This is a genomic window from Pseudoalteromonas sp. SWYJZ12, assembly GCF_015864395.1.
Taxonomy (GTDB): Bacteria; Pseudomonadota; Gammaproteobacteria; order Enterobacterales; family Alteromonadaceae; genus Pseudoalteromonas; species Pseudoalteromonas arctica.
The window spans coordinates 12,664-24,981 of the sequence record NZ_JADYXH010000026.1 but is presented as its reverse complement, the minus strand read 5'-3'; the positions used below and the strand labels follow the sequence as shown (position 1 = coordinate 24,981).

Sequence of the window (12,318 nt, the reverse complement as noted above, 5' to 3'; positions counted from 1 at the left end):
AATCTAAACAATCAATTTTATTTAATTGTCCATTAGCCTTATTGTATTAACCAAGCCAACGCAGAAGGTCGTTTTAAACGAGAGCGTTGATTACTTTTTAAATACATTAAATATAGATGAGGAAATACCATGAGCACTTCATTAATCAATACTAAATTACAACCATTCAATGCAACCGCTTACCACAACGGTGACTTTGTAGAATTGTCTGAAAAAGATGTTCTAGGTAAATGGTCAATCTTCTTCTTTTACCCAGCAGACTTTACATTTGTATGTCCTACTGAACTTGGTGATGTTGCAGATTATTACGCACAACTTCAAGATATGGGCGTAGAAGTTTACTCAGTATCTACTGACACTCACTTCACTCACAAAGCATGGCACGATACGTCAGACACAATTGGTAAAATTACTTACCCAATGATTGGCGACCCAACAGGACGTATTACTCGTAGCTTTGGCGTAATGATTGAAGAAGAAGGCTTAGCACTTCGCGGTACATTTGTAATGAACCCAGAAGGCGAAATTAAAATTATCGAAACTCACGATTTAGGTATTGGCCGTAGCGCTAAAGAACTTGTTCGTAAAGTACAAGCTGCACAATACATTGCAACTCACGACGGTGAAGTTTGTCCTGCATCTTGGCAGCCAGGTGAAGACACACTTGCACCTTCACTAGACCTAGTTGGTAAAATCTAAGTATAGATTTATTCCTACTATAAGGGCAGGTAACTGCCCTTAAATCAACGAACATCCGTTTGTTGGTGCCTCCTATATCAATATACTTGTTTAAGCACATGCATTATTTGGCATGGGAGGCTTGCTGTTTAAATTTTCCTAAAAGGGTTAAGCCATGTTAGATAACAACATAAAAAATCAATTAAAAAGCCATTTTGAATCGCTTACTCAACCTGTTGAGCTGCTTATTGCCTTGGATGACAGCAAAAAATCAGCAGAAGTAGAAAGCTTAGCGAACGATTTAGCTTCACTGAGCGATAAATTTACGGTAATAAACAATCCTGATACAAGCGCGCGTCGCCCGTCAATGGTTGTACATTCACCTATTAAAAACACTCATATTACGTTTGCAGGCGTACCTATGGGCCACGAATTCACAAGTTTAGTGTTAGCTCTTTTACATACTGGCGGACACGCAAGTAAAGCTAAAAGCGAAGACATTGAACAAATACAATCGCTTACTCAAGAACTTAACTTTGAAGTATATATAAGTTTAAGTTGCCAAACGTGCCCGCAAGTAGTCCAAGCACTTAATACTATGGCAGCGACAAACAGCAATATTAAAGCGACCATGATTGATGGCGCATTATTTCAAGATGAAGTAGAAGAGCGAAATATTTTAGCTGTACCGGCTGTATATTTAAATGGCGAACCATTTAGCCAAGGTGCACTAAGCCTTACCGACATACTCAATAAAGTAGATAGCAAAGGGGCACAGCGCCAAGCTGAATCGCTAAGTAAAAAAGATAAATTTGATGTACTTGTAATTGGTGGCGGGCCTGCGGGCGCATCGGCTGCGATTTACTCAGCACGAAAAGGGTTAAATACAGGTATTGTTGCCGACAGATTTGGTGGACAAGTTGCAGATACATTAGCAATAGAAAACTTTATTTCGATTAAGGCGACTGAAGGGCCAAAATTGGTTGCCCAGCTTGAAGAGCACGTTAAAGAATACGATGTAGATGTAATGCATAATCAGCGTGCAGCGGCACTTGGTTATAACAATGGCTACGAAATTACACTAGAGAATGGCGCAGTACTCAAAGCTAAGTCGCTCGTACTTGCCACTGGTGCACGCTGGCGCGAAATGAACGTACCAGGGGAGCAAGAATATCGCGGCCATGGTGTGGCATATTGCCCACATTGTGATGGCCCTTTATTTAAAGGTAAACCTGTTGCCGTAATTGGCGGTGGTAATTCAGGTATAGAAGCGGCAATCGATTTAGCTAATATTGTGCAAAGCGTTACGGTACTTGAATTTGCAGACACACTACGTGCTGATGAAGTGCTTATTCGTAAAGCTAAAAGCATGGCTAATATTACTATTATCAAAAGTGCACAAACAACCGAAGTACTTGGTGATGGTAAAAAAGTAACTGGCTTAATGTACACAGATAGAGTGTCGGGAGAGAGCAAAGAGCTTGAACTTGCCGGTATATTTGTACAAATAGGCTTAATACCAAATACCGAATGGTTAAAAGACAGCGACCTTGAATTAAGCAAATTTGGTGAAATACTGATTGATGCTAAAGGCGCAACTTCACTACCAGGAATTTACGGCGCGGGGGATGCAACCAATACTCCGTTTAAACAAATTATTATTGCAATGGGCAGCGGTGCAACAGCAAGTTTAGGTGCATTTGATTATTTAATTCGTCACTCTGAAGAAGCTGATCAAAGCGCTGCTTAATGTAATTAGTAAAAACTCTCTTGATATAACAGCAAGGCTACACCCATAGCTGTTTGTTAACCCAAGCCGCCCTTCTCCAAAGGCGGCTTTTTTAATGCTTAAGAATTAGCACACGATTTAATCGCACCCACCACCAGAATCACCGCCGCTACAATTTGTGTGAGAGTGCGATGAGTTACTGCTAGAGGAAACTGATGAGTCACTGCCAGTATAAGCTGATGATCCACGTGATGACTTAGCACTGATAAATGTAACTAACAACAATACGCCTGATACGATAACAATTGTTATTGATGAGCTCCATTGCCCAGTGGAAACGCCTTTAAATACTGCAACAATAAGTACTGTTAATAATATAGTTCTAATTATGTTTTTCATTTTATGTTCTTATTTTTTACCAGTGCCAGTGCAGTAAAAATTAGCTGATTTTTACGGTATGCTCAAGCGCATTAATAACCGCTTTTTCAAGTATGGGTAGTTTAAACGGTTTTGATATAAACATATCCATACCGGCTTGTTTGCAGGCAAGTTTGTCTTGTGATGAAGTATTAGCAGTTATAGCCACTATGTAGGTTTCTTCATGCGAGCAGATGTTTTCTGATCTAAGCTGCTTTGTTGCCTCAAATCCATCGAGTATGGGCATAATGCAGTCCATAAAAATCAGGTCATAATGCTTTTGGCGACATTTTAATACAGCATCTTGGCCATCAACTGCAGAATCGGCTTTTATATTAAGTTTGCCTAAAGAAGCATGAAGTACCAACCGATTAATGTCGTTATCATCGACTACAAGCACTGATAGTTCACTGCCGTTGATATCTAACGTTGATTTAAGGCTTTCTTGTTTTTGTTCTGTCCCTTTCTCAATAGGAATATTTACTAAAAACGTAGTGCCTTTATTAGGTGTACTTTTTACCTTTATTTTGCCGCCCATATATTCAACAAGTTCTTTTACTATTGCAAGGCCAAGGCCTGTTCCACCTTTTGAATTTTTAGCATCTACTTCTTGAGAAAAAGGAGAAAACAGTGATTCTAAAAAGCCTTTACTCATTCCTCGGCCTGTATCAGACACTTCAATATTTAAACTTAGCTTATTTTTTATTTTAGAAAGGCTGGTGTTTAATGTAACTGAACCATTTTCAGTAAATTTAAGTGCATTACTCAGTAAGTTAGAAGCAATCTGGCTAAGGCGTGTGTTGTCGCTAAACGCCCAGCAGTTGTCATCAATTGTATTATTTACTTGTAGCGTTACATGCGTGTTTTTAAATAGAGGTGTATATAAAGAAGTTAAATCGGTAAAAATTGTTTTTAGTAAAAAGTCAGTAGGTTCAAGCTTTAGCTCACCATGATTAATTTTAGAAAAATCGAGCACTTCGTTAATAATACTAAGTAAAATATCGGCGCTTCTAAGTCCTATTTTAATTTTTTCAGCGCGAACTTCTTCACTGTGTTCATCAACTAATGTGGTTAGCATACCTGTAATGCCATTCAGTGGGGTTCTTAATTCGTGGCTGATTTTAGCAAATAGCATGCTTCTGTCTTCAAGTAGGCGCTCTGCTTGAGCTTGCTTTTGTTTAAGCTCTTCTCGGAGCATTACTGACTCGGTTACATCTTGGCAGGTGCCAAATAATCGGACACATCGGCCTTCATCAAATTCGGCCTCACCAAAGGTAGCCACCCATAAATGTTTATTTTTAGCGGTTACTATTTCTAGTTCTAAATTCCATTTTTTGCCTTTTTCTATGGCTAATTCTACCGCGCGAGTAATGCCTTCACGACTTGGACCTTCTTTATAAAACTCGACTGCAGAATTCATTTGCGGTTGAAATTGTTCATCCACCTCATGTATGAGGTATGTTTGCTCGCTCCAGGTAATTTTATCGGAGATTAGATCAACCTCCCACGTACCTATATTTGCAACGTGTTCTAACTTTAATAAAGTATTACTATTTTTTATGAGTTGTTCTTTAGCTTGGGTGCGAGCAAATTCCGAACCAAGCCATTGTGCAAATAACTCAATATAATCATAGGCTGCATCATTAAAAGCTGGAGAGCTGTTTATGGATGAAAAGTTAACGGTACCAAATATTTTTTCACCAATTTTTATTGGCGCGCCAATATAAGACTCTAACTGAAAGTTTATATAACAGGGGTGGTTTGCAATTGCGCTTTGAGATGCTTTATGAAAGGCAAGTGCAGAGCCTGCAGCGAGCGTATGTACGCAATAGGTGCCTTGTAATTCAAACACGGTACCGGGTAAAAGTGAGTTGTCAGGGGTTTTGGCATATAAAACGGTGTAGCTGTTTTCATCTACTTTACTAATAATACCTAGTTCAAGGTCAAATACTTCTAACCCAAACACTAAGAGCTTATTAATTTTACTTTCAAAATCAAGAGATTGATTAGAAACTATATCGTGAAAACATCGTAAAAAATTCAAAAGAAAACACCCCGTAAGCTTTTGTTCAATTTATATAATACATAGGCCAATTAGGGCATTGGTATTAGTTTAAAATCCAGTTTAGCAGTTTTAATTACTAATAACTAAAATTGATACGTATTAAATTTTATAACCTTATGTTTTTATGAACTAAGTTAGTGGTTTATTAATAGTAGTAGGGCCTGTTGACCTTTCAGTATTAAAATTTGTCCCTAGGCAGAACCCAAAGGGCAGCGCATGTTTGGCATTTATGCTGCGTTATCGCCTATTTATGGGGAATAACCACACTACATAGGCTCTGCCTTGCCTAAATACCAAACAGCCTGCTGCAAATTTAACCTCGAAAGATAAGCAGGCCCTTGTATATAGCGCAGCATGCCGCCGAGCATATAATACTCAGCGGTATACTTTTAATACGTTGAATTTGGGGTATATTGCGGGTTGATATCGCCGCCTACTTCCTCTGGGTCAACATCGTTAATAAGCAGTGTTTCACGTACAGCTTCAATGTGATCAAGCACGCTTTGGTAGCGCTCGCCATATTCATACTTTGTCACCTCAATCGCTTTAGGCATGTAAGTAAAAGCTATTTTTAGGGCGTGGAGTGCTTCTTCGTTTATTTTTTCGCTCATAATATTCTCTTATGTGTAGGCTATAGCTAATAAAATAACACCAAATACGATTCGGTAAAGACCAAAACTAACAAAAGTGAAATTTTCTAGAAAGCGTATGAATAGTTTAATAGTAAAGTAAGCGACTATAAAAGACGTTAAAAAACCCACAGTAAGGGCAGTTAGGTCATCTAAGCTAAACAGTTGGTAATGTTTAAGTAAGTCGTACCCTGAGGCTGCTGCAAGTACAGGTAAACCAAGTAAAAATGAGAATTCAGCGCTGGCTTTTCGGTTTAAACCACACAACATGGCACCAACAATAGAACTTCCAGCACGACTAGTCCCTGGAACTAACGCAAATACTTGTGCTACGCCAATCCAGAGAGCTTGTTTATAAGTAACTTGGGTTACATCGGTAGTTGTGCAGTGAGTCTCTTTATAACTGCGCTCTAATAGTAAAAAAATCACACCGCCTACAATAAACATAACACCTACTACCTGTACGCTAAACAGTGTTTTTATTACATCACTAAATATAAAACCAATAATACCCAAAGGAATAAATGCAATGGCAACTTTCACCCATAAATTGAAATGTTTAGGGCTGAACTTGTCTTTATAGTTGGCTAGTACCGCTAAAATGGCGGCAAGCTGGATAATTACTTCGAAGGCGAGGTTAGCATCTGTTGGTTCAATGCCTAACCACTTTGACGCTACAATTAAGTGCCCAGTTGATGATATGGGTAAAAATTCTGTTATACCTTCAATAATACCTAAAATAATCGCGTTAATTATATCCACGGTTTACTGCTTCCTGAAAAATTAAAAAGCCCGAACTCGGCTTAACTGAAATGACGCATTACTGCGTACCTAAATTGCGAGGCGTAGCATAAAAGCTCTAAAGGCAAACCAACAGCGTTTTTAGACTTAATTTGTTTAATAAATTGCATTAAGTATTAAATGCACAATATAATGACAATTGTTATCATTTGCATGTGCTGTTTTGTATATGTTTGGGCAAATTTATTGAGCGAATAATGAATAATAAAAAAACGTTTACAGCTACACGGCGAAGGCACTTAATTGCGTGTGTATTAGCGCTAGTTACAGCGGTAATAATGATTCCGGGTATGACAACCTATTTACCGTTTCAAATGAATGAACAAATATTACTGCCTATTTTACTCTTTCCTATTATTTGGACTGCGTTGTTTATTTATGCGTATTTGGCGCAAAAAGCATGGCAACCTTTTGTAGTAATGATTGCATTGTGTGTATTACATGGTTTATTGAGTTTTTGGGCGTTAACGCAGGGGCAGGGATGAAGTCGATTACTTTAAAAAAGCTATTTTTATTACATAGCTGGGTAGGAATTATTACTGCGGTACTGCTATTTATTGTTGCATTTAGTGGAGCGTTAGCGGTGCTGTCTCGCCCAGAGTTAAAAATATGGGCAAATCCAGAGCTACAATCTAGCCAATATGTTGCCAGCGCGCAAATTAATCGACTAGTAAACGAATACCATAAAAAAGTACCTAGTGAATTTGGCGAAAACATTCATGTGTTTTTACCAAGTGGGCATAACTTTCATTTATTAACGTTGGTATTTGAATCTCACCATGGCGATGAAAATTACGACCAAGAGGTGGCCAGAGTATTTCAATTTCATCCCGATACGTTGACGCTGGAAAATACTTACTATGGGCCTAGTAAAGAGTTTTACGCCAATAAAAAAACGGATGCGCCAACTTATATAGGTGAATTTCATGCAGATTTGCATTTAGGGCGACCAATTGGGTTAATACTCACTGGGTTTTTAGGTTTAACGCTTTTAGTAAGTGCAGTGACAGGCTTGTTTATTCATCGAAAATTGATAAAAGAGCTCTTTACGTTTAGGCGAGATAAAGGGTTAGATATTGCAGTAAGCGATGCTCATAAGGTTATAGGTATTTGGGGCAGCGTATTTAATATTGTGATTGGTTTTACAGGATCATTTTTAGGGCTCGCAACCATTATTTTACTACCAGCAGCTGCGTTTGTGAGCTTTGGTGGCGATCAAGATAAGTTAATAGAAACGTTTACCGCTATTCCTGAGCCTGTAGTTAGCCACATTAAGCAACCTACAAAAATAGACACTATTTTAGAGCATGCTCATAGTCGTTACCCTGAAGCAATAATTAGGGATGTCACAATAATGGCGCATAACGATGCGAATGCGCAGGTATATTTGCGTTTGTTAGGTGGCGAGGCTGTTGCTTCTCAGTTACTGCATTATCAGGGCAATGGTGAGTTTGTGCAGTCGATGAGTAGTTTTGGTGATATTTCAGGTATTTCGATAAAAGTAATTGAGTTGATGTTTCCGCTGCACTTTGGGAACTTTGCAGGAGTGTTTGTAAAATTACTTTGGGTATTGCTTGGCTTAAGTACTGCGCTTTTACCTATTTCGGGCATGATGATGTGGCTAACAAAGCGCACACGTGGCAGTAGCCCTTCACTGAGTATGCAGGCATATGCACGCTGGAATCGTTTTATTATTGGCAGTTGTGGCGGTTTGGTATTAGCAAGCTTTGTGCTATTTCCTGTGCAAGTTTTACTTAATTATAGCGTTGTTGGTGTGGCGCAAAATAGCTTTTTTGGACCCGTGTTCTTTTATACGTGGTTGGCATGGTTACTATTAAGTGTATTGCCCATAGGTTATAAAAACTATTTTAAGCTGACACTTTTACTATGCGGCGCTTCGCTTGCTTTGGTGCTGCCACTTAATATTTTACTTGGCGTTAGCAATGTTATTAACCTTAATAGCTCGCTTGTCGCGGTAGTAGATATAAGCTTTATGGTGGTGGGTACCGTGTGTATGTTTGGTGCTTTAAAAATAAAAAGCACACAAAAATTACAAGTTGAGGTACAACTCGCATGAACGAGCTACTAATTACAATTGCGATGGTGAGTTTATTATTAATGATGCTCAACATACGAAAAAACACACTTACATTAGCGACTAAAACATTTTTAAGCACACTGCTATTTGGTTTAGCGCTGATATGTTTTATGAGTGTTTACGGTATTTTAGGCGGTGCAATATGCACCGTTGTGGGAGCTATGTTAGCTGGTTTACTAACAGCAGTTATTGCGGGTAAAGCACCGCAATTATTAGGTTAAATAATGCAGTTATTTAGCTAAAAAGGCCTTAGCAGTATCAACTCCCATGTTGTAACCACTATTAAGTATTTCAAACTTTTTAGTGGTACGCCCAACTTTAAAATTAGCCGGTGGTGCAATGATATTGATTTTGCAGTCATTAGGGCGTGTTGATCTTTGGTGGGTGAATTTGCAGCAGTATGTTTGGCTTTTAGGCAAGGCGGAGCCTATGTAGTGTGGTTATTCCCCATGAATAGGCGATAACGCAGCATAAATACCAAACATGCGCTGCCCAAAGGGTTCTTTCTAGGGACTATTAACTCTTTGTTGCTCGGTTTTTACTTAGCCCACTAGGTTACAAACCTCGCGCCGCGATTTAATCGCCCCTAGATTGAACAAATTTCAATCCACAAAGATCAACACGCCCTAGGTGGATTCATAATAAAATCGATAGACTTATTATAAAAATCAGCCCTGTTTAAGGTCGTTTGAATTAATGCGGGATAGTTTTTATACATTTTTTTAGTAAGCCAAGGTGCCTTACTTGGTTTTTTACGATAGCCTAAACATTGAGACAAAATAACGGTGATTTCGCGTGCACCCATTTCGTAAGCTTTTATTACCGGAATTGAATCAGCAACACCGCCATCGGTCATCGCTATGTCATTAATAATAGGGTAGTCACGATATGCAATGGGTATAGCGCATGATGCTTTTAATTGATGCACCATATCGGCGCTGGTGGCTTTTAAATAGTGTGCTTTGCCTGATTCGATTGCCGTAGATACAATATAAAACTCGTGTGGAGTTTGCTCAAAGACCTCCGTATGAAGGCGTATTTCGCGAATTGTTTCTTGCCATAACCAATCTAAATCGAATAAATGACCACCTTTTATAAAGCGCGCTAACTTAATGAATTCAGGGCGGCATGAATAGTCGGTAATTACTTTGTAATTTCGCATTGGTTGTTTGCATAAAAATGCAGCTATATTAGTTGCCCCAGCTGAAACACCAAAGTAGCGTTCAAACGGCTGGTATTGCTGTTTTAAAAACTCATCAAGCACACCTGCGGCAAATATACCGCGCATTGCACCGCCTTCAACGACGAGTGTGTTTTTATTATTGTTGTTCATGGCCAATCCTTTTTATGAAATTTGATGTTATCAACTCAGTCTAAGAAATGCGATAGAGATTACTAAATGGGTTGATAAATTAAAGCCAGGTACACATCGCGAAATCAACTGTTTTCTGGTAAGGTTTGGGTTACAAGGCTTTGTTAATAATAAAGAATAAGTATTTATGTTTGACCCTAGCGTAACCATTTTTGAAAGCACACAGAATCAGCTTGCAGAAAGTCCTCTTTGGCACCCTATGCTGAATACTTTTTTTTGGGTCGACATAAATAAAAAATTACTTTTAAGCAAAAAAATACACAGCGAAAGCCAACTAAAAACAATTAATATGCCTGATACGCTCAGTGCAATAGCGTGGATTGATGAGCAGCACTTGTTGCTAGGTACAAGTACTGGTTTATACAAGTACCATATTAATTCGAGTACTCGCCACCTTATTCTTAATATTGAAAATACACAACTAAATAGGCGTTCAAACGACGGCCGCGCTGATCCATGGGGTGGTTTTTGGTTAAGTACAATGGACGTAAATGCTAAAAAAGGTGACGGTAAAATATACCGTTATTATAAACACCAGCTTAAAGTCGTTGTAAGTAACTTGAGTATCCCAAATGGATTGTGCTTTGATAAGCCACGTTTACGCGGTTATTACTGCGACTCTTTAACGAGTTGTATTTATGTATTAGATTTGGATGAGCAAACTGGCGAACCTTGCTCTGAGCCACGTGTTTTTTATCAATTTAATAATACTGATGTTGACCCCGATGGCTGCGTAACCGACCAATTAGGTAATTTGTGGCTAGCTGTGTGGGGAATGGGGTCTGTTATGTGTTTATCCCCAGGCGGTGAGCTAATTAAAACAATAAAGCTTTGTGCAATAAAACCGACGTGCACTGCATTTGGTGGTGAAAATGCTGAATTGTTACTTGTGACATCGGCATTTGATGAATCGATTAATAATACTGTTACTGAACAAGGCGCTGTATTTCAAATCTCAGGCATAAAAAACGGGCAGTTTGAGCCGCCCGTTTTACTGTAATTTATTATACACAGTGCTTGTTTTAAAGTGATGGTTAGCTTTTAGGCTTAACCCACATAACACCCACTTCTTTTTTGGTTACTAAAACCTCAGTACCGGCGCTAATTGGTTGCTCACTTTTGAGTTTCCAGCTAATACCTGAATATTGATGTGTAGTTAAACCTTGTTCTGTTACATCGCTAGTAAGTACAAAAGTAAGTTCAGCAAAATCACTATTCACTTGCTTCTTATCTACGCGATTTTGCATTTGTTTTAATGGTTTCCAAAGTGCAACGGCTAAGCCAGCTGTTACAACTGCATTACTCCAAAGGGCTGTTGCTAATGAGTCAGGTAAAATACCAAAACTCATTAATAATCCTGTAAGGAATAACGATAATCCAAAAAACAACAAAATAAATGTAGAAAGGCCAAGTACTGCTACTTCTATTATTAAAGCAACAATACCAAGTACCATAAGTGTTTGCGGTAAATTTTGCGTAATAAAATCCATACAAACCTCTTTATTTAGTTATTAACCCAAATTCTTTTTATTTAAACTATTAATAATTGCCATACCTTGGGCAACCATTGAGCTTGCATCTGTCGCGTTGTCTGGCAATAATACAATTGATGATTCACGAGCAATCGCTTCTTTAGCCGCGATTGCTTTAGTTGCTAAATCTAACTGAATTGCTTTTTGACCTTGCTCTGTATCTGCAGCTTCACCTATTTTAATAAGTGCATTTGCTTGTGCTTCTGCAACCGTAGTAATAGCTGTTGCTTCACCTTCAGCGCGTAAAATTTGCTCGGCTTTGTCGGCTTCAGCAGCAAGTACTTGTGCTTGTTTTTTACCTTCAGCAACGTTGATATTTGCTTGGCGATCACCTTCTGACTCTAAAATTTGAGCTCGTTTAACACGCTCAGCTTTCATTTGTGCTTCCATCGCTTCCATAATAGAGTTAGGCGGCACAATATCTTTAATTTCGTAGCGAAGTACTTGAATACCCCAAGGCTCAGATGCCTGGTTTATAGCTGCAACAATGTTGGTATTAAGTAAATCACGCTCTTCAAATGTTTTATCAAGCTCCATTTTACCTAATTCTGAACGCATTGTTGTTTGCGAAAGTTGTACAACTGCAAATGTATAGTCGTCAACGCCATACGTTGCTTTGTACGGGTCTAGTACCCTAAAGTACAGTACGCCATCAACTATAAGTGAGATGTTATCTTTAGTGATAGCTGACTGCGATGGTACATCTTGAGCTTGTTCTTTTAAGCTACGATCAGCCGAGATTCTATCAATAAATGGAATAATAAAGTTAAGGCCGGCTTCTTTAGTTGATTGGTATTTACCAAAACGTTCGATTAACCAGGCGCGGTTTTGTGGTACAAATTTAACGCTACTTTTTAAAAGCACGATAACAAAAACAAGTAAAAAAGCCTCAACAGTAAAAACCATATCGAGAATTTGTGTGACTGGATCCATTTAAACATTCCTTATAATAATTAAACGCTGAGTGGTTGTATTGTTTATAATTTCAGCGTGTATA

General features: G+C 38.5%; 13 protein-coding genes and 1 pseudogene. 6 read left to right on the top strand and 8 right to left on the bottom strand.

Annotation, left to right across the window (positions count from 1 at the left end):
* Positions 1-129 precede the first annotated feature (129 nt).
* Together ahpC and ahpF are read left to right on the top strand one after the other, a co-directional pair.
* Complete coding sequence (ahpC, locus tag I6F42_RS18425) at positions 130-699, top strand: alkyl hydroperoxide reductase subunit C (protein ID WP_197153001.1); 570 nt, start codon at positions 130-132, stop codon at positions 697-699.
* Positions 700-853: 154 nt separating this feature from the next.
* Positions 854-2,428, top strand: coding sequence for an alkyl hydroperoxide reductase subunit F (gene ahpF / locus I6F42_RS18420; protein WP_197113709.1), 1,575 nt, complete (start codon positions 854-856; stop codon positions 2,426-2,428).
* Positions 2,429-2,545: 117 nt separating this feature from the next.
* Here ahpF and I6F42_RS18415 read toward each other — a convergent pair whose 3' ends face one another.
* The 4 genes from I6F42_RS18415 to I6F42_RS18400 form a co-directional block, all read right to left on the bottom strand.
* Complete coding sequence (locus tag I6F42_RS18415; protein ID WP_010555288.1) at positions 2,546-2,806, bottom strand: hypothetical protein; 261 nt, start codon at positions 2,804-2,806, stop codon at positions 2,546-2,548.
* A 40-nt stretch (positions 2,807-2,846) separates the two neighbouring features.
* Entirely contained in the window at positions 2,847-4,868 is a 2,022-nt protein-coding gene (locus tag I6F42_RS18410; RefSeq protein ID WP_197153000.1) for a GAF domain-containing hybrid sensor histidine kinase/response regulator, read from the bottom strand.
* A 410-nt stretch (positions 4,869-5,278) separates the two neighbouring features.
* Positions 5,279-5,500, bottom strand: coding sequence for a hypothetical protein (locus I6F42_RS18405; RefSeq protein ID WP_007581825.1), 222 nt, complete (start codon positions 5,498-5,500; stop codon positions 5,279-5,281).
* 9 nt (positions 5,501-5,509) lie between these two features.
* Positions 5,510-6,280, bottom strand: a complete 771-nt coding sequence (locus I6F42_RS18400; protein ID WP_197152998.1) for an undecaprenyl-diphosphate phosphatase — start codon at positions 6,278-6,280, stop codon at positions 5,510-5,512.
* A 236-nt stretch (positions 6,281-6,516) separates the two neighbouring features.
* On the opposite strand from I6F42_RS18400, the gene I6F42_RS18395 reads away from it, so the two are divergent.
* The 3 genes from I6F42_RS18395 to I6F42_RS18385 are packed head-to-tail and all read left to right on the top strand — an operon-like array spanning position 6,517 to position 8,638.
* Complete coding sequence (locus tag I6F42_RS18395; protein ID WP_033026460.1) at positions 6,517-6,804, top strand: hypothetical protein; 288 nt, start codon at positions 6,517-6,519, stop codon at positions 6,802-6,804.
* A complete protein-coding gene (locus I6F42_RS18390; protein WP_197152996.1) occupies positions 6,801-8,396 on the top strand; it encodes a PepSY domain-containing protein in 1,596 nt (531 codons plus the stop codon). The genes I6F42_RS18395 and I6F42_RS18390 overlap by 4 nt, the downstream gene beginning before the upstream one ends.
* A complete protein-coding gene (locus I6F42_RS18385) occupies positions 8,393-8,638 on the top strand; it encodes a hypothetical protein (RefSeq protein ID WP_197152994.1) in 246 nt (81 codons plus the stop codon). Before I6F42_RS18390 ends, I6F42_RS18385 begins: the two co-directional genes overlap by 4 nt.
* Positions 8,639-8,647: 9 nt before the next feature.
* On the opposite strand, the gene I6F42_RS20260 is transcribed toward I6F42_RS18385, so the two are convergent.
* Together I6F42_RS20260 and I6F42_RS18380 are read right to left on the bottom strand one after the other, a co-directional pair.
* Positions 8,648-8,836 (bottom strand): DUF6363 domain-containing protein, encoded by a 189-nt coding sequence (locus I6F42_RS20260; protein ID WP_374939252.1) that lies wholly within the window; start codon positions 8,834-8,836, stop codon positions 8,648-8,650.
* A gap of 200 nt (positions 8,837-9,036) precedes the next feature.
* Positions 9,037-9,750: pseudogene (locus I6F42_RS18380) on the bottom strand (patatin family protein); the annotation flags it as partial.
* Between the two features lie 166 nt (positions 9,751-9,916).
* On the opposite strand from I6F42_RS18380, the gene I6F42_RS18375 reads away from it, so the two are divergent.
* The gene (locus I6F42_RS18375) at positions 9,917-10,789 is read left to right on the top strand and encodes an SMP-30/gluconolactonase/LRE family protein (RefSeq protein WP_197152993.1); all 873 of its coding nucleotides are present in this window, start codon (positions 9,917-9,919) and stop codon (positions 10,787-10,789) included.
* Between the two features lie 34 nt (positions 10,790-10,823).
* Here I6F42_RS18375 and I6F42_RS18370 read toward each other — a convergent pair whose 3' ends face one another.
* Together I6F42_RS18370 and I6F42_RS18365 are read right to left on the bottom strand one after the other, a co-directional pair.
* The gene (locus tag I6F42_RS18370; RefSeq protein WP_024605673.1) at positions 10,824-11,279 is read right to left on the bottom strand and encodes an NfeD family protein; all 456 of its coding nucleotides are present in this window, start codon (positions 11,277-11,279) and stop codon (positions 10,824-10,826) included.
* 21 nt (positions 11,280-11,300) lie between these two features.
* Positions 11,301-12,254 carry a slipin family protein gene (locus I6F42_RS18365; RefSeq protein ID WP_166377104.1) on the bottom strand — a complete coding sequence of 318 codons (954 nt, stop codon included), beginning with the start codon at positions 12,252-12,254 and terminating at the stop codon, positions 11,301-11,303.
* Positions 12,255-12,318: the final 64 nt, after the last annotated feature.